At 36.2% G+C, this 24,811-nt stretch carries 25 protein-coding genes and 1 riboswitch; of the genes, 11 read left to right on the forward strand and 14 right to left on the reverse strand.

All coding sequences use genetic code 11. From position 1 onward, the window contains the following. Nucleotides 1-25: 25 nt before the first annotated feature. The 5 genes from priA to nadC all read right to left on the reverse strand — a co-directional run bounded on the left by priA (nt 26) and on the right by nadC (nt 5,426). On the reverse strand, nt 26-2,479 hold the full coding sequence (gene priA / locus G530_RS0110945; RefSeq protein ID WP_026934579.1) for a replication restart helicase PriA: 2,454 nt from the start codon (nt 2,477-2,479) through the stop codon (nt 26-28). 147 nt (nt 2,480-2,626) lie between these two features. Next, nucleotides 2,627-3,052, reverse strand: coding sequence for a DUF2147 domain-containing protein (locus tag G530_RS0110950; protein ID WP_026934580.1), 426 nt, complete (start codon nt 3,050-3,052; stop codon nt 2,627-2,629). 1 nt (nt 3,053) lies between these two features. Continuing rightward, nucleotides 3,054-3,614 (reverse strand): chalcone isomerase family protein, encoded by a 561-nt coding sequence (locus G530_RS0110955; RefSeq protein WP_026934581.1) that lies wholly within the window; start codon nt 3,612-3,614, stop codon nt 3,054-3,056. A gap of 26 nt (nt 3,615-3,640) precedes the next feature. Then, on the reverse strand, nt 3,641-4,567 hold the full coding sequence (locus tag G530_RS0110960; protein ID WP_026934582.1) for a YihY/virulence factor BrkB family protein: 927 nt from the start codon (nt 4,565-4,567) through the stop codon (nt 3,641-3,643). 1 nt (nt 4,568) lies between these two features. After that, the gene (gene nadC, locus G530_RS0110965) at nt 4,569-5,426 is read right to left on the reverse strand and encodes a carboxylating nicotinate-nucleotide diphosphorylase (RefSeq protein WP_026934583.1); all 858 of its coding nucleotides are present in this window, start codon (nt 5,424-5,426) and stop codon (nt 4,569-4,571) included. Nucleotides 5,427-5,477: 51 nt separating this feature from the next. On the opposite strand from nadC, the gene rlmH reads away from it, so the two are divergent. The 4 genes from rlmH (at nt 5,478) to G530_RS0110985 (ending at nt 9,508) form a co-directional block, all read left to right on the forward strand. Next, entirely contained in the window at nt 5,478-5,951 is a 474-nt protein-coding gene (gene rlmH / locus G530_RS0110970) for a 23S rRNA (pseudouridine(1915)-N(3))-methyltransferase RlmH (protein WP_026934584.1), read from the forward strand. Between the two features lie 9 nt (nt 5,952-5,960). Beyond that, nucleotides 5,961-6,533, forward strand: a complete 573-nt coding sequence (locus G530_RS0110975; RefSeq protein WP_026934585.1) for a non-canonical purine NTP diphosphatase — start codon at nt 5,961-5,963, stop codon at nt 6,531-6,533. Between the two features lie 346 nt (nt 6,534-6,879). Then, entirely contained in the window at nt 6,880-8,673 is a 1,794-nt protein-coding gene (locus G530_RS0110980; protein ID WP_026934586.1) for a DEAD/DEAH box helicase, read from the forward strand. 82 nt (nt 8,674-8,755) lie between these two features. Then, nucleotides 8,756-9,508 (forward strand): carboxypeptidase-like regulatory domain-containing protein, encoded by a 753-nt coding sequence (locus G530_RS0110985; RefSeq protein WP_026934587.1) that lies wholly within the window; start codon nt 8,756-8,758, stop codon nt 9,506-9,508. Here the strand turns inward: G530_RS0110985 and G530_RS0110990 are convergent. The 3 genes from G530_RS0110990 to G530_RS0111000 all read right to left on the reverse strand — a co-directional run bounded on the left by G530_RS0110990 (nt 9,505) and on the right by G530_RS0111000 (nt 11,999). Continuing rightward, nucleotides 9,505-10,035 (reverse strand): SRPBCC family protein, encoded by a 531-nt coding sequence (locus G530_RS0110990; RefSeq protein ID WP_026934588.1) that lies wholly within the window; start codon nt 10,033-10,035, stop codon nt 9,505-9,507. The genes G530_RS0110985 and G530_RS0110990 overlap by 4 nt on opposite strands. A gap of 35 nt (nt 10,036-10,070) precedes the next feature. Then, on the reverse strand, nt 10,071-10,724 hold the full coding sequence (locus G530_RS0110995; RefSeq protein WP_026934589.1) for a TrmH family RNA methyltransferase: 654 nt from the start codon (nt 10,722-10,724) through the stop codon (nt 10,071-10,073). Nucleotides 10,725-10,787: 63 nt separating this feature from the next. Beyond that, complete coding sequence (locus tag G530_RS0111000) at nt 10,788-11,999, reverse strand: CHRD domain-containing protein (RefSeq protein WP_026934590.1); 1,212 nt, start codon at nt 11,997-11,999, stop codon at nt 10,788-10,790. Between the two features lie 138 nt (nt 12,000-12,137). Here G530_RS0111000 and G530_RS0111005 point away from each other — a divergent pair, with 138 nt between their 5' ends. Genes G530_RS0111005 through purB form a run of 3 tightly spaced genes read left to right on the forward strand, consistent with a single transcriptional unit; the run spans nt 12,138 to nt 14,760 of the window. Beyond that, nucleotides 12,138-12,821: an SIR2 family NAD-dependent protein deacylase gene (locus G530_RS0111005; RefSeq protein WP_026934591.1), complete on the forward strand. Its 684-nt coding sequence runs from the start codon at nt 12,138-12,140 to the stop codon at nt 12,819-12,821. Between the two features lie 53 nt (nt 12,822-12,874). Then, nucleotides 12,875-13,366, forward strand: a complete 492-nt coding sequence (locus G530_RS17360; protein WP_156888622.1) for a hypothetical protein — start codon at nt 12,875-12,877, stop codon at nt 13,364-13,366. A 56-nt stretch (nt 13,367-13,422) separates the two neighbouring features. Beyond that, a complete protein-coding gene (gene purB, locus G530_RS0111015) occupies nt 13,423-14,760 on the forward strand; it encodes an adenylosuccinate lyase (RefSeq protein WP_026934592.1) in 1,338 nt (445 codons plus the stop codon). A gap of 49 nt (nt 14,761-14,809) precedes the next feature. Here the strand turns inward: purB and G530_RS16815 are convergent, their stop codons facing one another. Genes G530_RS16815 through G530_RS0111035 form a run of 4 tightly spaced genes read right to left on the reverse strand, consistent with a single transcriptional unit; the run spans nt 14,810 to nt 16,921 of the window. Next, entirely contained in the window at nt 14,810-15,436 is a 627-nt protein-coding gene (locus G530_RS16815) for a DUF4252 domain-containing protein (protein ID WP_051199764.1), read from the reverse strand. A gap of 3 nt (nt 15,437-15,439) precedes the next feature. Next, the gene (locus G530_RS0111025; RefSeq protein WP_026934593.1) at nt 15,440-15,967 is read right to left on the reverse strand and encodes a DUF4252 domain-containing protein; all 528 of its coding nucleotides are present in this window, start codon (nt 15,965-15,967) and stop codon (nt 15,440-15,442) included. Nucleotides 15,968-15,978: 11 nt separating this feature from the next. Beyond that, nucleotides 15,979-16,425 (reverse strand): hypothetical protein, encoded by a 447-nt coding sequence (locus G530_RS0111030; protein ID WP_026934594.1) that lies wholly within the window; start codon nt 16,423-16,425, stop codon nt 15,979-15,981. Then, a complete protein-coding gene (locus G530_RS0111035; RefSeq protein WP_026934595.1) occupies nt 16,412-16,921 on the reverse strand; it encodes an RNA polymerase sigma factor in 510 nt (169 codons plus the stop codon). The genes G530_RS0111030 and G530_RS0111035 overlap by 14 nt, the downstream gene beginning before the upstream one ends. A 140-nt stretch (nt 16,922-17,061) precedes the next feature. Between G530_RS0111035 and G530_RS0111040 the strand changes: the two genes are divergently transcribed. After that, nucleotides 17,062-18,558 carry a S41 family peptidase gene (locus G530_RS0111040; protein ID WP_026934596.1) on the forward strand — a complete coding sequence of 499 codons (1,497 nt, stop codon included), beginning with the start codon at nt 17,062-17,064 and terminating at the stop codon, nt 18,556-18,558. A 62-nt stretch (nt 18,559-18,620) separates the two neighbouring features. On the opposite strand, the gene G530_RS0111045 is transcribed toward G530_RS0111040, so the two are convergent. After that, nucleotides 18,621-19,691, reverse strand: coding sequence for a YncE family protein (locus tag G530_RS0111045; RefSeq protein ID WP_026934597.1), 1,071 nt, complete (start codon nt 19,689-19,691; stop codon nt 18,621-18,623). Between the two features lie 2 nt (nt 19,692-19,693). Continuing rightward, nucleotides 19,694-21,523 carry a TonB-dependent receptor gene (locus G530_RS0111050; protein ID WP_026934598.1) on the reverse strand — a complete coding sequence of 610 codons (1,830 nt, stop codon included), beginning with the start codon at nt 21,521-21,523 and terminating at the stop codon, nt 19,694-19,696. Nucleotides 21,524-21,555: 32 nt separating this feature from the next. Continuing rightward, a riboswitch (cobalamin riboswitch) is annotated at nt 21,556-21,773 on the reverse strand. A 66-nt stretch (nt 21,774-21,839) separates the two neighbouring features. On the opposite strand from G530_RS0111050, the gene G530_RS0111055 reads away from it, so the two are divergent. Genes G530_RS0111055 through G530_RS0111065 form a run of 3 tightly spaced genes read left to right on the forward strand, consistent with a single transcriptional unit; the run spans nt 21,840 to nt 24,798 of the window. Beyond that, the gene (locus G530_RS0111055) at nt 21,840-22,976 is read left to right on the forward strand and encodes an ABC transporter substrate-binding protein (protein ID WP_340139852.1); all 1,137 of its coding nucleotides are present in this window, start codon (nt 21,840-21,842) and stop codon (nt 22,974-22,976) included. Further along, complete coding sequence (locus G530_RS0111060) at nt 22,976-24,007, forward strand: iron ABC transporter permease (protein ID WP_026934600.1); 1,032 nt, start codon at nt 22,976-22,978, stop codon at nt 24,005-24,007. Before G530_RS0111055 ends, G530_RS0111060 begins: the two co-directional genes overlap by 1 nt. Further along, nucleotides 24,007-24,798 (forward strand): ABC transporter ATP-binding protein, encoded by a 792-nt coding sequence (locus G530_RS0111065; RefSeq protein WP_026934601.1) that lies wholly within the window; start codon nt 24,007-24,009, stop codon nt 24,796-24,798. The genes G530_RS0111060 and G530_RS0111065 overlap by 1 nt, the downstream gene beginning before the upstream one ends. The last annotated feature ends 13 nt before the right edge of the window (nt 24,799-24,811 follow it).

Raw genomic sequence — 24,811 nt, forward strand, 5'->3', positions numbered from 1 at the left:
AAGCCACTCCTAAAGTGGCTTTTTTTTATTGCGGATCTACATTCACCACTACCCTAACCGACCTATAAGCACCAATAGAATTAAAGGTTTTTAGAATACGGTGAACCATTTTTTTTGTTTTCCCCAATGATTGCTTCTTCGGAATCTTGATAAGTATATTCTTATAATATTCATTCCTGATTCTCGCTACAGGAGGGAATTCCGGACCTAATACATATCTATCAAAGACATTCTCTAGTGCCCTGGCCAACCATTCTGCAGCTTCATTGGTTTTAGAATAATCCCTGCATTTTAGTGTTAACCGTATTAAGCGAAAATATGGAGGATATTGATATTGATAGCGGTCTTCCAGCTGTTCCTTATACATTTCAGCATAATTACCAGTAGATACCTGCTGAATGATCTGGTGATGCGGATTATAAGTTTGAATAAGTACTTTACCTCTCTTCTTAGTTCTACCCGCCCTGCCAGCAACCTGCAGCATTAGCTGAAAACTTCTCTCATGTGCTCGAAAGTCGGGAAAATTCAAAAGATTATCTGCATTCATAATTCCTACAAGACTTACTTTTCTGAAATCAAGTCCTTTTGTAAGCATTTGCGTACCTATTAAAATATCGGTTTCCTCATTTTCAAAGGAAGCGATGATCTTTTCGTAGGCATATTTTCCACGCGTAGTATCCTGATCCATTCTACCTATACTGTGCTTTGGAAAAAGCGCTTTCAATTCTGTTTCCACCTGTTCAGTTCCAAAACCTTTTGTAGTGACCTCATTACTGCTACAAGCCATGCATTGATGCTGCATAGCAATATGATAACCACAATAATGACAACGCAACTGATTATTATGACTATGATAAGTCAAACTAACATCGCAATTTGGGCATTGAGGAGAATGCCCGCAGGTATTACATTCCATAATTGGAGAAAAACCACGCCGGTTCTGAAAAAGAATTACCTGCTCACCTTCCTTTAAGCTTTCCCGGATTTCCTCAATAAGCCTGTCTGAAAAATGGCCGGTCATCCTCTTTTTTCTATGGGCCGTTTTTATATCCACTACTTCAACCTCTGGCATTAAAACATCTCCATAACGTCTATTTAGCTGGACTAACGCATATTTGTTGTGTTCTGCGTTAAAATAAGATTCAATAGAAGGAGTAGCTGAACCCAGAACAATATTTGCTTTGAACATATTTGCCAGGACTACAGCCGCATCACGGGCATGGTATCTTGGCGCAGGATCAAACTGCTTGAAGGTTGATTCATGCTCTTCATCTACGACAATCACTCCCAGATCCTGAAATGGAAGAAATATACAGGACCTCGCCCCTATCACAATTTTTCCTTTTTCTGAATTATCCAGAACCTTACGATAAATTTCGACTCTTTCGTTCAGGGAATATTTACTATGATATACCAATACTCTATCCCCGAAATAATTTTGAAGTCTTTTAATAAGCTGGGTAGTAAGCGCAATTTCCGGAAGGAGATACAATGCCTGCTTTCCTTTATTTATTGCTTCCTCAATTAGCTTAATGTATATCTCTGTCTTTCCAGATGAAGTCACTCCATGTAAAAGACATACTCTATCTTCCTCAAAATTCTGTCTTATTTCGTTAAAGGCCTGCTGCTGGGCATTATTAAAGTTGATCTCATGCGAAATGATCTCTCCCGAAAATTTTACACGATCTGTTTCCTGGTAAAATTCTTCAAAAATATCCTTATCAATAAGACTTTTTAATACGGCCGAACTTGCCCCAGATTCCTTTAATAGATTTTTTACTTTAAGGGATTTCTTAGATTTTGCAGTGATAGCAAAATACGAAAGCAGGATTTCTCTTTGTTTAGGTGCACGGGAAAGTTCATCCAGCAATTTGTGCATTTCAGCTTCTGCCTCATAGGTTGGATTTAACCTAACGTAGCGAATTTCCTTAGGCTTAAATTGTTCATAGATCTCCTGATTAAGATCCACAAGCCCTTTAGATACCAGTTTATTGATAACCGGCAACACTTTTTTTCTATCCAGTAATTGCTCAATCTCCTGGATCTTCATAGAAGATTGTCTTTGCAATGCTTCTATCACAAGATATTCATCATCGTTAAGGACTTCAGATGCTATTTCAACGTCCTTAGATAACTTAACAATACTTTCGCTTTCAAGTAAAAATGCTCCCGGCAGAGCCGCTCTCATAACCTCCCCTTCTGTACATAGATAATAAGCCGACAGCCAGGTCCAGAATTTCAGCTGATTTTGAGTGAGTAAAGGTTTTTCATCAAGAATCTGATGTATTGGCTTAGCCTCGTAGACTTCAGGTGGAATTTGGTGTACTTCAGCTACTATACCTGTATATATCCTGTTTTTCCCAAATTGAACCGCCAATCGCATCCCAGGCTGAATAAACCTAGATTCCTCTTCAGTCAAGCTATAGGTGAATCGGTTATCCAAGGGCAACGGTAAGATAAGATCAGCGAAATAGGACATTTAAAATATCGGTTGGTTCATATAAAGAATAAAGCTGTTCTTAAGTTCAACTTACTTTCTAACTAGAGATTCAAAAATATCAAGAATCTTTAGTTTTTTTGAAAGTAAAACTGAAAGTTTAAGAACAGCTTTTAATTTCTTAGAATATTATTTGGCTCTGCGCCACTTCTTAGTTCTATAGAATAGTGAGATATAACCTCTAACCTTTAAAACATCTGGATTATCATCGTCAAGCCAAATCTTGCAACGGTATTCTTTACCAGATTTTGGGTCAACAATCGTTCCGCCTACATACTCATCTCCATCCTTTTCCAGTCCTTTCATCAACTCCATACCTTCTATGGGCTCATTCTTTAGATCTCCCTCGCATTTGGTACAAACACGATCTCGATCTTCTTCCTTCATTATCCTGTCTACCTTTCCAAAGACCTTATTTTCTTTTTCATAGATATGGATAATAGAATTCACCTTTCCTTGTTCGTTGGTGTTCTCCCATTTCCCAAGCACAGTTTGTGATTGAACGGGAAAACTGAGAAATAATAAAAGAATTATTTTAAGGGGCAGGTACTTCATATTATTTACCTAGCATGGCTTCTTTAAGATCATCATCGGCAGGTCTGTTAGACAACCAAATTCCGAAAAGAGCCTTTTTGAAATCCATACCCTCAATAGTTCCTAATTCCTTATCATTCTTATAAGCTACTACACCTTTAGAGGGCATATAAACAATATCGAAAACATCATTTTTCTTGATCTCTTCCATAAAGAACCCCTGGAATTTTTTAATCTCAGCAGATAAAGGTTTGGTATTTCCACCAGTAGAATTCTGAAAACCTTCATTCACGGCATCCATCATTTTCTCACTGGTAATTAGCTTAGAAACTATATGTAATTTAATACTCATAGGTTCGTTTGCTGAAACAATAGCAGATGCATCTGAAGATTTTTTTGCAAGATACAGGCCTCCAGCATAAAGGTCTATCCACAATTTTTCTCTGACACCTGCACCATTAAGATTTAGGGTTTGTCCCTGGTAAGTTTCACTATTTGGAAGATTAACTCCTCCTACTTCGGTTTGAGCTGAAGTCAAACCAGCACTCATTAGAGCGATAAAAACAAAAATTATTTTTTTCATTATTAAGGGTTTAGTTTGGTTTAAAGTTATTTAAAATTTTTCTTCAGTTTAATTAAAGATGCATTTAGTTCAAAACCTAATAGTAACATATTAGAATTTAACCATATATAGAACATCAAAATTAAAAGCGCGCCAATAGAGCCGTATAATTCGTTATAATTTGAAAAGTTTGTAATATACAAACTAAATAAAAATGTGGTTATCATTATTAATATCGTGGTAAACAAAGCTCCCACTGAAAAGAACCTGGCTTGCCTTGCTTCCCTGGTCCCGAAGTAATAAAGTATTGCCACCGCTGTATAAATTAATATCACAAAACCGATATATTTTATTAGATCTGCTCCAAAACCATCAGAATTCACAATTCCCAGGGAGTTAAGATCATCTATAGCATAGGTTATATAAACTGCTCCTATTACAGATGTGAGCAACAACAGTGCCAATATAACCGAAACTCCCACAGCTACAGCATATTGACGTGGTATGGATCGATTTGTTTTAGTATGGTAGCTAAATTCAAAACCTGTAAAGATCGCATTAACACCATTGGTCATTAAAAAAATAGACAATATAAAGGCTACAGAAAGCAATCCACCGCGGGGAGTACTAGCGATATCCTCGAAAATAGTTCCAAAAAAATCAGAAGTCTCGGGAGGCAAAAGATTTTCATCCATGAACACTAAAAACTTTATCTGGAAATCATCAATAAAGGTTATATATGGAATTAGGTTCAGTACAAATAACAGGAACGGGAATATGGCCATGAAAAAGCTAAACGCGATAGAACTGGCTCTGGTAGAAAAAGTTCCTCGCACTATCCCACCCCAATATATAATCCATAAATTATAAAGCGATAAACCTTCTAAACCCGGCAAAATAATCTTCTTGGTCTTTCGCTTCCACCAATCTGAAAAATTTTCAAGTTTGCTTTTAATCGCTTTTTGTGGGGCCATATTATACGGCTTTTAAGCTCAGGTCTAGATTGTACACAGAATGCGTAAGGGCTCCGCTGGAAATAAAGTCAACTCCACACTCCGCATAGCTTCTAGCGGTCTCGAGTGTAATACCGCCACTGGACTCTGTTAGGCACTTACCATTTATAAGGTCTACTGCCTTACGGGTATCTTCATAATTGAAATTATCGATAAGTATTCTATAAACCCCATCAGATCTTAAGATCTCTCTAATCTCATCCATATTCCTGGCTTCGACTATAATTTTAAGATCCAGATCTTTTTCTATCAAATAATTCGTGGTCTTCTGGATAGCCTTCGTTATCCCCCCAGCAAAGTCTATATGATTATCTTTTAGCATCACCATATCATAAAGTGCAAAACGGTGATTCTCTCCTCCTCCAATTTTCACTGCCCATTTTTCTATAGCACGAATTCCAGGAGTAGTTTTCCTGGTATCTAAGATTTTAGTCTTTGTACCCTCAAGTTTCTTAACAAATTCGGAAGTTTTCGTAGCTATTGCGCTCATTCTTTGCATAGCATTAAGCACTAATCTTTCAGCTTTTAAAATAGACTGTGAGCTGCCTTTAACATAAAATGCGACATCACCCTTCTTAATAGGATCCCCATCCTTTAAAATTTGCTCAATTTCCATTTCAGGATCCACATAATTAAAAACTCTTTTAGCAAATTCAACTCCGGCCAGGATTCCCTGATCTTTCACCAGTAATTTAGCTTTTCCAGTTGCATTAGTAGGAATACAGGCAAGGGAACTGTGATCACCGTCACCAACATCCTCTCGTATTGCGTTATTAATAATTAATTCAATTTCTTTTTCGAATTGTTCCGGTGAGATCATATTCTCTGCTTATTTTTGTAAATGTAGTAAAGTCTGTACTAAAATCACGGGATGACAATAAAATTAGTCTGTATAGGAAAAACAGATAAAAAAGAACTCGAGGAATTGATCAAGGTCTATTCAGATAGACTTCAGCATTATATAAAATTTGAATTTGAAATAATTCCCGATCTCAAAAAGACTAAAAATCTGGATGAAAATCAACAAAAATCTAAGGAAGGAGATTTGATACTTTCTGGAGTTCAGAATTCAGATTTCGTGGTGCTACTTGATGAAAACGGAAAGCAATTCAGTTCAGAAAACTTTTCGGAATATATTCAGAAACGTATGAATACCGGGCTTAAGAGATTGATATTTGTAATAGGAGGACCTTATGGTTTTTCTGAAGATGTTTACAATAGAGCTGACTCTAAGATCTCACTTTCTAAAATGACCTTTTCCCATCAAATGGTAAGATTATTCTTTACCGAGCAATTATACAGAGCATTTACAATTTTAAAGAACGAACCTTACCACCACAGATAATTTAAGAACATGAAATTAGTTTTCGCAACTCACAATCCCAATAAATTCAAGGAGATACAAAGCTTGCTACCCGATCATATTGAACTTCTATCCCTTAAAGATATCGGCTGTGATGAAGATATTGAAGAAACCGGGGATACAATAGATGAGAATGCTATAATCAAGGCTGAATATGTTAAAAACCACTATGGATATGACTGTTTTGCAGATGACACGGGCCTGGAAGTAAATTCTCTAGCCGGCGCTCCTGGAGTATTCTCTGCAAGATACGCAGGTGAGAAAAAAGATGATAATGCCAATGTAGAAAAGCTATTAAGTCAGTTAGAAAAAAGAGACGATAGATCTGCTCGTTTTAAAACGGTCATAGCTCTAAACCTTAAAGGAAATGAAAACCTATTCACCGGTATTTGTGAAGGTAAAATCACCTATAAACGAAAGGGTGATAAAGGATTTGGTTATGACCCCATCTTTGTACCAACTGGATTTGACAAGACCTTTGCGGAAATGGATCTAAGTGAAAAATCAAAAATCAGTCATCGAGGTATGGCGTTTAAAGAATTAATAGAGTATCTATCTAAATAGATTTCCATATAGCAGAGTTATAGGATGGTTGAAATAAAATCTGCACTTGATTGAAATATGGATTATTCAGAAGGCAGAATTACATATTAATTTCGTTCCTCAAAGACTTTCTGTTATAAACTAAAACTTGTAATCAAGTTTAAAATCACCTTCAAAACACTTGATTATCAGTAGTTTATTTTAAATAATTCACTTTTAGGGCTGGAACCAGAAATAAAAGTGTACATTTGCCGCTTGAAAAATTCCTCAGGGTGAGGATGTGTTACTGGAAGTTTAGGTTTAAGTATGTCGATTCGCTTCTTATGTAACACTTACATAATACAATCGAATACTTACATAAAAACGAATGAACGCATTCCAAAAACTTGGACTTGACGCAGACTTGCTTAAGGCCATCGAAGACATGGGGTTTGAAACTCCAAGTGAAGTACAGGAAAAATCAATCCCAATTTTATTAGAACAGGAAACAGACCTTGTTTCTCTTGCACAAACAGGAACCGGCAAAACTGCCGCTTTTGGTTTCCCACTAATTCAAAAGATCGATCCTAATTCTAAAAAGACTCAGGCATTGATCCTTTCTCCTACCAGAGAACTTTGTTTACAGATCACTAATGAGATCAAGAACTATTCAAAATATAAGAAATCTTTAAATGTAGTTGCCGTTTACGGTGGCGCTAGCATTACAGATCAGGCCAGATCTATTGAGAGAGGAGCACAAATCATTGTTGCTACTCCAGGTAGAATGCAGGATATGATTAGAAGAAGATTGGCTAACATCTCCTCTATTGGGTATTGTGTACTTGATGAGGCAGACGAAATGCTGAATATGGGATTTTATGAGGATATTAAAAGCATCCTTTCTCATACTCCAAAAGAAAAGAAAACCTGGTTGTTCTCTGCAACAATGCCAAAAGAGGTAGCAAAGATCGCCAAGAAATTCATGACAAATCCTATAGAAATTACTGTAGGTTCAAAGAATAAAGGTACTTCTAACGTATCTCATGAATACTATTTAGTGAATCATCGTAATAGATATGACGCTTTAAAGCGATTAGCCGATGCCAATCCTGAAATATTCTCAGTAATTTTCTGTAGAACCAAAAGGGATACTCAGAAGGTAGCTGAAAAACTTATTGAAGATGGTTATAATGCAGCAGCACTTCACGGAGATCTAAGTCAGAATCAACGTGACCTGGTAATGAAAAGTTTCAGAAGCCGTCAGATCCAGATGCTTGTAGCAACAGATGTTGCAGCTCGTGGAATTGATGTTGATGATATTACGCATGTAATTAACTATCAATTGCCAGATGAGATAGAAACTTACACTCACCGTAGTGGTAGAACTGGTAGAGCTGGAAAGAATGGTGTTTCTATGGTGATCATTTCTAAAAGTGAAGTTCGCAAGATTAGAACTGTAGAAAAGATTATTCAGCAGAAATTCGAGGAAAAGTCTATTCCAGATGGAAAAGAGATCTGTAAAACACAGCTTTTCCATTTAGCAAATGATATTAAAAAGACAGAGATCAATCACGATATTGATCCATATCTTCCAACAATAAATGAGGCTCTTGAAGATTTCACAAAAGAAGAACTAATCAAAAAATTCTTTTCTGTAGAATTCACCCGCTTCTATAATTATTACGAAAAGGCTCCAGACCTTTCATCTGAATCTGCAGGAGGAAGACCTGAAGTGTCTGAAGGAAATACAAGATACTTTATCAACGTAGGCTCTAAAGATGGTTATGACTGGAAGAGTCTAAAAGACTTCCTTACAGAAGAACTTAATTTAGACAGGGATGATATCTTTAAAGTAGATACCAAAGCAAGTTTTTCTTTCTTTAATACAGATGAAAAGCACGCAGATCTTATCCTAAGTACATTTACAGATTACCAGCAAAATGGAAGATTTGTAAATGTTGAAATCACAAAAGATCAGAAATCTGAAAGAGGCGGAGGACGAAGAAGAGAACGCAGCGGAGGCGGCGGAGGTAGAAGAAACTCCAAAGGCTTTGATGATAAAAAAGGTGGTAAATTCAGCGGGAAAAGAAGATCTGAAAAAAGAGATGATAAAAGCCCAAGAAAAGGTGGTCGAAATAAGAATATCGAAAACTCTATAAAGAGAAGAAGATCTAAAGCTTAATAATTTAAATTAATGCCAAACTTAAATCTCTAAGTTTGGCATTGTTTTTTATAAGGATTTTATATTTTTAGCCCCAATTGTTATGAAAAACATCTTCTTTATACTTTTTGTTCTCTTAACCGGGTACATGTCTGCTCAGGATATGGTATCAGGAACGGTTATGAATGCCGCCAATGATAAACCTATCGAGAACGTACATATTGTAAACCTGAACCAGGTTAAAGGGGCAACTACAGGCGAGAGTGGTGAATTTGAACTACAGGCTACAGTAAATGATACTTTATATTTTTCATACTTAGGATTCAGGTCTATACGAGTTAGAGTTACCAATGACTGGCTAAAATATGGTAATGTAAAGGTAAAAATGACTGAACTAGGTTTCGCTCTCGAAGAAGTAACGGTAAACTCTATAAATTTAACGGGTTATCTTGAGATCGATGCTAAGAATATTCCTATCTATGATAATTACAGGTATAGTATATCAGGCTTAAATTCCGGGTATGAAGGTGGAGACTCCTCTCCTAGTGCTGTAACAAAAGCCATACGTTCGCTTTCCAACCCTGCGGACCTCGTCTACAATATTTTTGGAACTAGACCACGACAAATGAAAAAATTAAGGCAAATGAAAAAGGATGATAACATCCGGAATTTGCTGCGTAATAAATTTGATCGTGAAACTTTAATGGCCTTGCTACAAGTGAACAGAGCCGAAATTGATGAGATTCTTAATAATTGCAACTACTCACAGGATTTCATGAAAACCGCCAATGATCTTCAAATACTTGACGCGATCAACAGCTGTTACGAAGAGTATAAGGTTCTTCAGAAAAATTAATTGGTCTCCAGAATATCTTTCAATTCTTTTAAACCATCCTGAAATTTATCTCCTAAAGCCTTTTCTGGTGGATAGAAAATACTGATTATGGTCAATGGAAATGCTAAATGACCACGCGTACCCCAAACCATTTTTGTCTTTTCGGCTTCAATTTCTTTTACTCCAACATAGGTAAGAGCATTGACTTTTACAGGTTTTACAAATAGAATTTTGGTTTCTAATACCCTTCCCTGTTTTGTTTTTACAATACGTTGGATTCCCTCACCTACCTTACTGTTTCCTTTCCAGTAAAAACTTGATCCAACTTTACCATCCTCGCCTTTATACTTTAATGTAGCCTCAGTATCTCTTTTGAACCAGGGATTCCAGAGAGGTTGCTTTTTTAATTGCCTTACAAAATTGAAAACCTCTTCTCTAGGCTTGTTTATTACCACAGTTCTACTTACATCATATTCTTTCTTAGCCCACGCGTGTAGGAAAGCAAAAAATGTGATAAATGCAATTATCAGATAAAAAAAGAGGGTCATCAATAAAATTTAAGGCGATGAAAAGTTACAAATAATTACTGATTCAAAAATCGTTCAATAATTTCTTCTGAATTTTTTATAGTTTTCTTTGTCCAGCTCATACGGATATTAGTCTTTTCTGTCTCAGTAAATTGCCAGTCAACACCTGAACTTCTTAATTTTGAAGTAAGATTTTGTAAAATTATCGCCGCCGAAACTGAAATATTCAAACTTTCTGTAAATCCGTACATGGGTATTTTAATGCTTGCATCTGCTTCTCGCATAATTTCTTCAGAAAGTCCATCTTTTTCGGTTCCAAAAAAAAGTGCTGCCGGAGAACTAATATCGAAATCATTCAACATCTGCGAATCATCATGAGGGCTGGTGGCTATTATCCTGTAGCCTTCTGCTCTTAATCTCTTTAGACAGGCTTTCGTAGAAGTATATCGGTTTATATCAACCCATTTTTGAGCTCCCATTGCTATTTCCTTATCAATACGTCGGGGGATCTTTTCTTCTATCACATGAATATTCTGAATTCCGAATACATCACAACTTCGAACCACAGCGCTTGTATTATGCAATTGAAAAACATCCTGTGCCACAACCGTTAAATGATTGGTACGTTCAGCCAGGACCTTCTCAAACAACATTTTTCGCCTTGGGGTGAGGTATTCCTGCAGGTGATCTAAGATTTCTTTATCGTTCATTTCGGGCATAAAATAAAAAAACCCGCCATGAAGTCGGGTTCTTTTCTGAAATAATTTTAAAGTTTATGTGGCATTCAACCCTATGTTTCCCTGAGCAACAAGAACTCCTAATTCTTCTGCGTTTAAATGAATATTAATGTAACCATCATACTCTATCAATGCGTTGTAATCTATAGTTTCAGCATCTTCTCCGTTAAAAGCCGATACATTTGTCACACTTATACCAGTAGTTCCATTCACGCTATTTAATGTAATAGCTATATCTCCAGGAGCATCAGCTATAGAACCCACATGAATATGAGCCGGATACATCGCACCTTCTACAGTGTTTTCTAAAGAGAGTATAACCAGAGTCTCTCCATTTACTCTTTTTTTGAATATTGCATTTCCCATAATTGCAGCTACATCTACACTATTTAAAGAATAAGAAGTCGTATCACCGGTTAATTCATTCTGTCCAATATCCCCCTGAGCTACCAATATTTCAAGTTCTTCAGCATCTAAATGAACATTGATATAACCGTCGTAATTCAATACATCAGCATAGCCAAACATTTCACCTTCGTCTAAAGCAGCTACATTGGTTTTACTCATTCCGGTAGTTCCATTAACTGAATTAAATGTAAAAGCGATATCACCGCTTTCTGCAGCCGTATTCATATGAATATGTGCTGGGTGCATACCTCCATCCGGGGTATTTTCAAGCTTTAAAGTAGCTAAGGCCTCACCATTTACTCGTTCTTCAAAAGTTGCGGTTCCCATTATTCCTTCAACATCTTTCTCCCCGAGTTCAAAAACTTTCGCCTGGCCGGTTAGATCATTTTCACCGATATCTCCCTGTGCTACTAGAGTTTCCAGTTCTTCAGTACTTAAATGTACATTAATATAACCATCAAAAGTTACAGCTTCAGCATAGGTAATTGGAGAACCATCATCTAAAGTTGAAAATGTTGTTGTACTCAATCCTGACGAACCATCAATAGGCTCAAAGGTTAAGGCGACATCCCCTCCTTCTGCAGCATTATTAAAATGAATATGTGCTGGATGCATTCCAGAACTGTTACCATTCAATTGAATCTCAACAGTTATGCTATTATCCTCATTTTCCATGAATGTTGCATTTCCAGAAATAGCCGCATCGCTAACAGCTGAAAGATCAAAAGTAACAGTAGCCCCGTTAAATTGCTGACCTACTGGCTGCATTGCATCATCACTACTACAGCTCAATAAAACAAAGGGCAATGTTATTAGAAAAGCTCGAAATAAATTTCTCATTAGAATAAGTATTTAGTAATTTTCATTGCTTGGATAGTTTTATTTCCTTTTCAACCTTTTATTTCTGTAAGATAATTACTCTGAATGATACTCTTAAGGTGAAAGCAAGAAAAGAAATTTATACTAATTAACGTTAACATGGAAAAAATTGTTGTCTTAACTGGCGCGGGGATAAGTGCTGAAAGTGGAATTAAAACTTTTAGAGACGCTGATGGATTATGGGAGGGTCATGATGTTATGGAAGTAGCCTCTCCTATTGGTTGGCAAAATAACATGGAGATGGTTCTTGATTTTTATAATCAAAGAAGACGGCAATTGCTAAAAGTTCAGCCTAATGAAGCTCATCATGCGCTGGTGAGATTACAGGACAAATTTGATGTAGAAATTATTACTCAAAACATAGATGATCTACATGAAAGAGCTGGGAGTTCTAAAGTAACTCATCTACATGGGGAATTGCTTAAAGCAAGAAGCACCTTTGATGATGACCTGGTTATGGACTGGAAAAAAGATATAAGTGTAGGTGATTTTTGCGAACACAATCATCAATTGCGCCCGCACGTGGTATGGTTTGGCGAGGCCGTACCCATGTTTCAAAAATCTGCCGAAATAGCTTCAACTGCCGATATTATAATTGTTATAGGTACATCTATGCAGGTTTATCCCGCAGCCAGCCTGGTAGATTTTGCCCCCAGACACGCTCCTATCTATTTTATAGATCCTAATCCAAATATTCAGGAGAGTAGTCGGCTTAAAATAATTAACGATAAGGCCGTAATTGGAGTTCCAAAACTTGTAGAAACCTTACTTCAGAAAGAGTAATGAAAATTCAGGAAATCCTAAATAAGACAGATGCTACCTTAATTAAAAGAACAATGGCTTCTCAAAAATTAATTGAATCTGAAGAATTAAGAAAACAGGCCGTTGAATTAATCAAAAATAGGGATACAGAATACTCTTTAAAAGCATTGATGGTATTAGAGGTATTCGCCAGAGAACATTTCGAATATTTAAAACCATATCTCCCGTCCCTTATAATTTATGGAAAGGAATATAATGATTCCTCCTCCAGAAGATGCCTATCTAAAATTTACAATTTCGCCATCAACAGTGCTAATAAATTTGAATCTAATTTCAATTTATCAAATCAATCAAAATCAGGGATAATAGAACAATCTTTTTTATGGCTTGTCTCAAAAGAAAAGACTGCCGTTAAAGTTTTTTGCATGCAGAATTTATATGAATTAAGGGAAGAAAAACATTGGATATCAGATCAATTAAAAGGAATTCTTGAGAAGGATATGGCACAATCATCTGCAGGTTTTAAATCTCGTGGAATAAAGATTTTAAGGAAATTAAAGCAGTAGTTTTTTTGTAAAATTTGAAGCGGTATCTTTACCCTTTTAATTTTTAAAAGTAAAAGATGACATCACTTTCTGCAGTTTCTCCAATTGATGGACGATACAGATCTAAGACCAAGAAGCTTTCGCCCTATTTTAGTGAAGAAGCATTGATAAAATACAGAATTCTTGTTGAAGTTGAATATTTTATTGCGCTACATGAGCAGGGTTTAGCTCAGCTGAAAGATGTTGATACTAATAATTTCAAAAAGTTAAGAGAATTATATGAGAACTTTACCAGCATTGATGCACAGGCGGTAAAAAAGATCGAAAAAGTTACCAACCACGACGTTAAAGCGGTGGAGTATTTTCTGAAAGAAGAGTTCGAGAAACTGGGAATGCAAACTTCCAAAGAGTTTATCCATTTTGGACTTACTTCCCAGGATATTAATAATACGGCCATTCCATTAAGCCTGAAAGATGCCGTAAATGAAGTTTATTTACCAGAATTAAATGAGATCATAGCAAGGCTTCAGGAACTGGCAGAAGGATGGAAAGACATTCCTCTTTTAGCAAGGACACATGGTCAGCCAGCTTCACCAACAAGGCTAGGGAAAGAAATAAATGTATTCGTTGTACGAATCCAGGAGCAAATGAGATTGCTGAAGGATATACCTCACGCAGCGAAATTTGGTGGCGCTACGGGTAATTTTAACGCTCACAAAGTTGCATACCCTGAAACTGACTGGAAGAAATTTGGAAATAACTTTGTAGAGAACAAATTGGGTCTACATCACTCCTTCCCTACTACACAGATAGAGCATTACGATCATGCTGCGGCACTATTTGACTCCCTTAAAAGGATCAATAATATTTTACTGGATCTTGATCGTGATATCTGGACCTATATTTCAATGGATTATTTTAAACAAAAGATCAAAAAAGGTGAAATAGGCTCTTCTGCGATGCCACACAAGGTAAATCCTATTGATTTTGAAAATAGTGAAGGAAACCTGGGAATAGCTAATGCGATCTTTGAGCATCTGTCTGCAAAACTTCCTGTGAGTAGATTACAAAGAGACCTAACAGATAGTACGGTTTTAAGAAATATAGGTGTACCAATAGGTCATACCCTTATTGCTTTTAAATCAACCTTAAAAGGTCTCAATAAGCTTTTACTAAACGAGGAGAAACTTAACGCCGATTTAGAAAATAACTGGGCTGTTGTTGCGGAGGCCATTCAAACAATATTGAGACGTGAAGGTTTCAAAAACCCTTATGAAGCACTTAAAGGATTAACCAGAACTAATGAAAGGATTACTGAAAAAAGTATGTCTGAGTTCATTGACCAACTGGAAGTTTCAGAGAAAATAAAAGAAGAGCTACATAAGATCACTCCTCAAAACTACACAGGTATATAATTAAAAAAGCCCCGATATTTGGGGCTTTTTCTTTCAACTAATTAAATCACTAATCTTCAGTAGAGTCTACATCTACTTCAGTCTCTTCTGAATCATCAGTGCTAATTTTCATATTTACCTTTATTGAATCGTTTTTAGATTCAGAATCTCCAAATATCTTCCCCAGGCCTTTGATCCCTTCAATATCGATATTATTCTTATCCAGGGATTTAATCATTTTCATGATCTTTTCAGGATCCATATCCTCTCCAAGAACTCTAGCCACTCCTAACCCCTGCTCATCATCATATCCATAAACAATAAGCTCATCTATAGCATCATCTTCGCCTGTGAAATAAAGAGCAGCTTTTCTATTACCACCTCCGTATTTCATTAATAACTGATACTTTTCATCTTTAAAGATCTCGTCCAGCTTCAATTTCTCTTCTTCAAATTTGGACGGATTATCTTCTTTTTTTAAAGCCAGTACATTAATTTTCTTGATACTTTCTAATGTTGCTTTCTCTTCAGCTTTTAAAGAACCGGTATTCGTGAACATACTGGTAGGTACGTCCAGAGCTAGGAAATCTGTATCTTCTTGATTCTCGACATAATATTTTTGAAGTGATTTCCCGTCATCACATGACGTAAAACCTGCCATCAATAGTATTCCTAGTAAAAATTTAATTGTCTTCATGATTTATGATTTTTTGTTGGCTTTCTTTAATTCTTCAGCTCCAGGAACTTTGAGATCTGAGGTTAACTTTGAAAGTTGAGAAAGATCTATTTCTCCGGTGATACTAAGTATTACAGACATTGGCTTATCACCTTCAGATCCTTCCAGATACATAAATAATTCTCTTACATAATTATCATTCTTACCTGGTAAGGAGTAGAATTTAATATTTTGCCCGTTATCATTTACTCGCATCAACTCCTCAAGAGAACCTTTTTGAAGGTAAGACTTCACATCGGTTGCCATTTGCGACATAATATTAGAGTTGGAAGACTTATAGATCTGGATACGATCTAAATTCTCAATGAGCTTCATATACTCCCTTGCTTCAGGATCATTTTCACTCAAATCTACTTTAGCCAGCATTTTAAACATTTTGCTGGTCATCACCATAGCATCCACATCTTTCATATCCTCATATTTCTCAAAATTTTGAGACTGAGAAAACATGGGAGCCATTGCTAAGAGGAGGGTAATTACTAATTTATTCATGATTTCTGATTTTAATCTATTTGAATTATTTTATTTTTCGTGTTATTAAACTCTTTAAGGTAAACAAGGTCTGATTTCCCCTCATTCATAAATTGAGACACCATAGCTAAGGTCTCCTTTGCCTTTTCAAGAGCAATTTCTTCCTCGGTAATGGTTCCAAGATCATTTTCGTTTAGATTTCGAGAATTATCGTTGAAGAAAAATACTCCCATTGCTACAATAAATATTGCGGCTATAGAAGTCCAGATGTACCATTTATTGGTTGATTTCTCTTCTGGCTGCTCTGGTAACTTTTCATTTACCTGTTTATTTGAAAACATGAACATGAGCTGATAGCTTCTTAAATTTTCAGGAATATCGTTACGGAGAAAATATTCCCTCAGCAACTTTTCCTCGGCTAACGAAGTCTTTCCTTCATCATATCGCTCCAGAAGCTTTTCAATTTTACTTAATTCCATAGTTATGTTTTTTTATTAAATTTTCTCTAATCGCTTTACGTGCACGGGATAAGGAAACCCTTATTGCCGTTTGATTCATTTCCATAATTTCAGCGATCTCGTCATAGTCGTATTGTTCTATATCCCTTAACTGGAATATCATTTTCTGTTGTTCCGGTAAACTGGCAACAATCCTGCCTAACCATTCCATTTCATCGTTTACTTCTATCTCAGATTGCAGGGATTGATTTTTACTTTCATAATTCTGATGAACGATTCTAAGATTATTATTTTGCTTCAGTTTTAACTGGTCCAAACAATAATTTTTAGTGACCGTCATTGCAAAAGCTTCGACATTGGCATAATGCTTGATCTTTTGTTTGCGATTCCATAATTTAAGAATCACCTCCTGAGTGGCATCTTCGGCTGCTTCCTTTGAAGTTAATAACCGCAATGCTAATCTATACATCTTATCCTTAACCGGATTTATTATTTCAAGGAAGGTATGTTCTTTCATTAGGTTGTGGTTAGTTTTATACTGCCTTCTCAACTTTACAACGAATCTCAAATAGTTTTGTTACAAATTATTTTTTAATTGTAGATATGTAGCTATTTTTAGAAAAAATTGTTAGAAAAATATTAACCCTAAACTTAATTATGAAAATTTATAAATTTTTACTCCTTACCATTCTTTCATTCGGCCTTTTCACCTCCTGCTCAGACGATGACAGTCCAGGTCCAAAATCGACCGACTTACCGGGAGAAGAACCAAATAGTAGCGTCCAGTTAGAAGTTAAAGATTTTGTCTGGAAGGCTATGAATAATATATATGTTTATAAAAGTGATGTGCCTGTTTTAGGAGATAGCTATTTCTCTACTCAAAATGAATTAAATGATTATTTAGAAGATTGGGATTCACCTGAGGATTTGTTTTATGAAGGGCTCCGTTCAGATCAGGATAGATTTAGCTGGGTGGTTGATGATTATGAAATCCTGGAAAGTCAACTACAAGCTACAAATAAGTCTGCTGGTTTTAAGTACGATTGGGCAAGAGTACCAAATAGTGATACTAGGCTGGTTGCCTTTGTAGTTTATGTATCTCCTAATGGTCCGGCAGACCAGGCTGGGCTCAAACGAGGGGATTATATCACTGAAGTAAATGGCCAAACGATCACCATTGATAATTATAGAAACGGGATATTTAATCCTGATATTTTAAATCTTGGATTGTCTGTGATTGAAGAAGGCCAGGCAGTTTCTTCGGGAGATCCAATTTCAATTACTAAAAATGTTTTTAAGGAAGAGACTATTCCAGTAAAAAAGGTTTTCACTCAAGACGGTGTGAAAATAGGTTACATACTTCTTTCAACCTTCTTAGGTGAACGTGGAGTAGATGATGCCAGGCTGAACGATGTATTTGGTGAATTTAAATCGGAGAATATTGAAGAGTTAATAGTCGATGTCCGTTATAACCAGGGAGGATGGTCAGACTTCTCTTCAGACTTAGGAAGTATGGTAACTGGTCAATTTGAAAATAAAATATTCACGAAACAACAATGGAATGATACTTATCAAACCTATTTCGAGGAGGAAAACCCAGAAAGACTAGTTAGCAGATTTGATTCAAAAGTAATTAATGGAGATGAAATTAACAGTCTTAACCTCAACAAGGTTTATGTAATTGCAACCGGAAGGAGTTATTCGGCTAGCGAAAGCTTTATAATTGGTTTAGAGCCTTATATTGATGTAATTCATATTGGAACCGCTACTGGAGGTAAATTTCAAGGTTCAGTAACCATGTATGATGGTGATAATTTCGGAAAAACCAACATAAATACAAATCATAAATATGCCATTCAGCCTTTGGTATATAAATATGCCAATGCTAATGGATATACAGATTTTGTGAATGGATTAGAACCTGATGTTATAATTGAGGAATATCCATCAACTCTGGGACAGTTAGGGGATCTGGATGAGCCATTATTATCTGAGGCAATTTCCCAGATAACAGGTGTTAGAAGCCAAATACCTGAAGAAATTAATCGATGGGAATCTGGCAATTTAAAAGTAGAGTCTGAAAAAGGTTACTTCATTGATTCACCAGAACCTTTTAAAGGCCTATCTAGAAAAAAATCGATTTTTATAAAATAATTTTCTTTAGACAAAAATAAACCCGCTGTATAGCGGGTTTTTTTATGTTTATAAATTAGGTGCTAATTAAAGTAAATCCCATTAGGATTTATTCCAGTGGTATACCTATCCAGTAGACTTCCATCATTCAGATCATAAATTAAAAGATCTCCATTTCCAGTAAAATCTACTCTTGGAGAGGCTACATAAATTTTATTTTCAACGATCTCAAAGCCATATAATACAGAAACTTCTTCCAGAGTAAATTCTGGAATAATAGGTAGATCACCACCTATATCGTATTTATATACAGATTTATTTATAGTTAGGTAAACTGCACCGTTAGAAAACCTTAAATTATTAGGGTGTATTGTATTATCAGGAAATTTGAAACTCTCTACAACTCCATTGGTAGTTAAATCTATACGAGTCAATTCTCCGGCAGTTTCTTCATCAGCATAAGCAGGCTTCCCAGATGAAAGGACCCATAGATCATTACCGTTAACAACTATAGAATTTGGAATATGCCCCACTTCAATTTCATTTGCGAGCTCATTTGAAGTTCCATTAATAACTGACACTATATTATTAAAGGAAAAACCTCCTTTATGAGCTACATAAAGTAAACCGGCGTGCTCTATTAATTTTTCCGGACCTTCGGCAACTGGTATGGCTTGTTTAAAACTAAAGTCTAACAAACTGAATACAGCAACAAAATCGTCATTAGGGTCCATCCCATCTCCCCAATTACTTACATATAAATTATTCCCTATTATTTCGGCAAATCTTGGATTGGACAGATTCGAACTAATTGTACCTAAACTTTCAAAAGTAAACCTGTTTACGATCTCGATCTTATTAGAGACATTAACCACGACCGCAGCTATATTTTCATGTAATTCGATACTTTGTGCTGTATCGCCAAGTGGAGCGCCATTAATATTGGCAAAAATTGAAGCGCTGTTTACCTGTTCCTCTTCATTAATAAAACTCACAGATGCATTTGAAGATCCAAAATTTCCTTCATTCAAAACAAAGATACCAGACTGGAATTCAGCTTCAGTTTCTGGCATAGGGCAGCAATACTGGTCATCTTCACAGGAGTTTAAAAAGATCGCGATAGAAAATAATAGAAATAAGTGTTTGTAGTTCATGTTTAAAAATTGAATGTTAGTGTTGATTGTAAAGATCTACCGGGCATAATTCGAGAAGGCAGACTTTGATATTTCTCATTAAAAAGATTATTTACCTGTACGCTTAATCCAATTTCGGGTTTGCTAGAGATTGTATATCCAACTCTAAAATTGGATAATAAATAGGCTTCTATTTCGTAGGCATTATCTGAAGATGTATATATGCTTCCATTATATAGCGATTGCCAAAACAATGAAAAACCTTCAATATCATAACCTGCAGAAATTGTCCCCTTATGTTTTGGAGTATAAATAAGCTGTTTATCTGTTTCCTTATCTATAGACCTGGTAAATGCATAGGTCCCACTTAGATTTAATGGCTTTCCAAGCAAATTTGAAGTCCAGTCAGCAAAGAGTTCCAGGCCATAATTATTTGCTTCGGCAGTATTTACAGGTCGCCAAAGTCCAGCCTCATCTGGAACCCATCTAATAAGGTTATCAATATCAATAAAATACGCGGTCAGGTTTAGATTAAGTTCATTGAAACTGAATTCATTACCAATTTCTGCCTGAATAGAAGTTTCTGGGTCCAGATCTAAATTCCCTCCATTAGGCCAGTAGAGATCATTAAAGGTTGGAATTCTGAAGTTCCGGGAGGAATTAATTCTTAGGAGATAATTCTCTGAAAATTGATAAGACGCTCCCGCAGAAAATAATAATGGCGAATTATATTCCTCGGTAATTTCCTGTCTTAAGCTTAATTTATATTTAAGATCTTCAATGCTGTGGTTCCATAACACCGACACCCCTCCTATTTCCCTGGTTTCATTTTCAATTCCTGCACCTTTTCCTTTAACGCTGGTATAATCTGCAATAAAATTTAGTTTCTTCTCAGAGGAAAATTCATATCCCAGATCGTATTTTATAATTCCTGTATTGGCTTCACCAAAACTATAATTACCTGAATCACGGTTTTCATAATATTTAAAGGCCTCTCCTAACCAGGCAAATTTCAGGCTACTGGTGAAATTTCCGGTGAAAGCCTTCCATTCCAGAAGGTTCCTGGAATTTCTATCCTCATATTTACTATTAGAAGGCTGAGTTATTGTTCCTGAAAAGCCCCTGTCACCCTGGTAATAATTTGAATAGAATTTGAAAATATTAGAATCACCCACCCACTGCGCTAAAGAGGCACTAAAAGATGCATTATAAAAATCTCCATTCTCATTATAAATATCGGTTCCACGGTATTCAAAATCATTTTCAGAACTTATTCCAGTTAAACCAATATTCAAGCTGGTAGTTTCATTAGAAAATTTACCGTTATATGTGGCCTGGTACGTATCAAAACTGCCATATCCCAGGTTTAATTGATTTACTGAATTTCCGCTGAAAGTAAATTCGTTGTTAAGATGAATAGTTCCACCAATGGCACCACTACCATAAACCACACTTCCTCCCCCTGGCCTCAAGCTTATATTATCAAACACCTTCGTATTTATAGTATTAAAATCTGTTTGACCGGTAAACTGAGAATTGATATTAATACCATTCCAGACCACTGCTGTTTGAGATGCCCCGGTCCCTCTTACAGATGCTGACGAAACCATGCCGTACCCGTTTTCACGGAAAAAGAAAGGAGAATTGAATTTTAAGATTGAAGTTAATAATGGTTCAGATTGCTGAATAATAGAATCATCTAGTACTTTCACCAGCTGTCCTTCAGAATTGGTTTTAAGTCTAACATCGCTTAATCTAACTTCATCAAGCCAGTTAATAGAATCGTTTTGAGCCACTGTATCTAAACAAGAGCACCCAATAATAATGAATAAAAGGAATATATTTCTGTTCATAATCTGCCGACCTTTATCCCGAAAGTCACTCGATATTAGTTGAAATTCAGGCAGGTCTCCTGGCTCACGTACTGCAATTCACCTTCCCATTCCTAAAGAACAGTGGTTTGAAGAATTATTGCAGCCACCCTAAAGGGCTAAGCTTACAGTTGCGGGAACAGCTCAGGTTTAGAAATTAACTCTTCTCCCTGATTCCCTTTTAATCCACACAGAAATAAATCGGTGTTGAACCAAAATTTCGAGACAAAATTAAACAAATTAGTTTGGTAACCGATTCAAAAAATTAAATAATCTTACTTTTGATTTCAAATTGACCGTGTTGAAAAAATTTCTTTTCCTATTTCTTAGTCTTACAACGCTTGCATGCAAGGACAGCTCGAAAAGCCAAAAAACTACTTCTAATGAAGGAATTGAAATGTCTATTGAGAATGCAAAAGGCTTTACCATAAAAGAATTCCAAGGCTACAGCCTTATCGAAGTTAAAACTCCCTGGCCAGATGCTGAAAAACCCTTCAGGTATATATTTAAGGAAAGTGGAAGTACCTTGCCGGAAAATCTCAAATATGACCAGATAATTCAGGTACCAGTTGAAAAAGTCGTTATCACCTCAACCACTCACATCCCGGCTATAGAAGCTTTGAACAAAGAAAATACGATAAAAGGGTTTCCTGGATTAAATTATATTTCTTCAGATAAAACAAGGAAGCTTATAGATAAAGGTGAAATTTCAGAATTGGGTCAGAATGAAAATATCAATACCGAAGTACTTATAGAACTTGCGCCGAATGTGGTAATTGGATTTGCAATTAATGCTTCCAATAAAAGTTTTGAGACCATCCAGAAGACAGGAATTCCTGTAATTTATAACGGTGACTGGACAGAACAAACTCCTTTAGGCAAGGCAGAATGGATCAAGTTTTTCGGAGCTTTATACGGAAAGGAAAATGAAGCAACGGAAATATTCAACGAAATTAAATCTGAGTATAATTCAGCTAAAGAATTAGCACAAACTGCCGAAAATAGTCCAAATGTTATAAGCGGAGCGATGTATAATGACAATTGGTATATGCCCTATGGAAATTCCTGGCAGGCTCAATTTTTAAAAGATGCTAATGCCAATTATCTATATGCCGACACTCAGGGTGACGGCAGCCTTTCCCTCGCCTTTGAAAGCGTATTGGAAAAAGCGGAAGACGCTGAATACTGGGTTAGTTCCGGGCAGTTTACCTCTTATGAACAACTTTTCAATGAATCTGAACATTACAAAAGATTCAATGCCGTAAAGAATAAAAATGTTTATAGTGTAAGTTTGTCCCAGGGAGAAACTGGCGGAATCCTTTTTTATGAATTAGGACCACAGAGACCAGACCTTATTTTAAAAGACCTGATCTCAATTTTTCACCCGGATCTGCTTAAAGACTACGAACCGGTATTTTACAAACCGCTTAATTAATGTTAAACCAGAAGAAATACACTTTCTCGATCTTATTACTTTTCCTGGCAGTAGTCCTAACCGGATTACTTAACATTAGCCTGGGTTCAGTAAGTATTCCCATATCAGAAGTTACCTCTTCTCTTTTGGGATTTGAAGTTGAAAAGGAGACCTGGCGATATATAGTTTTAAACTATAGATTACCCAAAGCCATTACCGCAATAATAACGGGATCAGGACTTGCTGTTAGCGGTTTATTGATGCAAACCCTATTTAGAAATCCCCTGGCAGGACCTTATGTCTTAGGCCTTAGTAGTGGAGCCAGCCTGGGTGTAGCGATCGTTTTTATGGGCGCCTCTGTTTTTGGAGCTTCTTTCGCAGCGACCTTACTTTCAAAATGGAGTCTCGTAATAGCTTCCAGCCTTGGAAGTTTACTGGTGCTATTTGCCGTAATACTAGCTTCTATCCGCTTAAGAGACACTATGGCTATACTTATCATAGGATTGATGTTTGCGAGCCTTACAGCCGCTATAGTTAGTGTTCTGGCTTATTTTAGTCCGGCGTCACAATTACAACAATACGTATTCTGGTCATATGGTAGCCTGGGTGACCTTAGCTGGGATGAAGTAATGATCCTGAGTTTATTCTGGATCGTTGGTCTTTTAATTAGCATTGGGAGTATCAAGAATTTAAACTCCCTGCTACTTGGAGAACAATACGCCAGAAGCCTGGGAACGAATATTAAAAGAAACAGGTTTGCGATCATCATAGCTACCAGTCTTCTTGCAGGAAGCATAACAGCTTTCGCGGGACCTATAGCTTTTGTTGGTCTTGCTGTACCACATTTGATAAGGCAGATCATCCCTTCTGCTAATCATATAACACTGGTACCAGCAGTTATTTTTGGCGGGGCAATTTTAATGCTTTTATGTGATATCATTGCGCAATTACCAGGAAGTGAGTTTAGTTTACCAATAAACGCCATAACTTCTATAATAGGTGCACCAGTTGTTATCTGGTTGCTGGTAAGAAAAAGAAAGTTCAATTTTTAATGCATACTAATAACTCTAATAGCGTACTTAAAACAGATAACCTGAGTATAGGTTACAGAAAAAAAAGCAAGGCTCAAATCATTGCTTCAGGAATAAATATTGAGGTAAATGCAGGAGAATTAGTAGCCGTGATAGGCGTAAACGGAGCGGGAAAATCAACATTATTAAAAACTTTAAGTGGAATAGCTCAAAGTATTGATGGACAGGTTTTTATAGACTCCGATAAGTTAGAGAAAATAGAGGCTGACAACTTGTCAAAACACATAAGCCTCGTGTTAACAGAGCAGATGATCTCTAAAAACCTTAGTGTTCTTGAGCTGGTCGCATTAGGTCGTCAACCTTACACAAATTGGATTGGATCACTCACCAAAAATGATCTAAAAAAGATCATGCACTCTATACGGTTAGTAAATATTGAAGAGATAAAAAATAAGAAGTGTCACGAACTTAGTGACGGGCAATTTCAAAAAGTACTAATTGCGAGGGCACTTGCTCAGGATACATCTATGATCATACTTGATGAACCCACTACCCACCTGGACCTATATCACAAAGCTTATGTTTTAAAATTGCTTCAAAAACTAAGCAAAGAAACAGGAAAGGCAATATTATTTGCTTCGCACGAGATCAATCTGGCTCTGCAACTTTGCGATAAACTGGTTATACTAAAGGACGATAAAGCCTTATTCGGAACTCCTGCAGATCTGATAAACGATAATGCGTTGGATGACCTTTTCCCTGAGAATTTAATTCAATTCGACAAAAAGACATCAAGCTTTAAAATTAAATAAGCAGTAGATTCAA

Origin of the sequence: Christiangramia echinicola DSM 19838 (assembly GCF_000423065.1) — a bacterium.
GTDB lineage: Bacteria > Bacteroidota > Bacteroidia > Flavobacteriales > Flavobacteriaceae > Christiangramia > Christiangramia echinicola.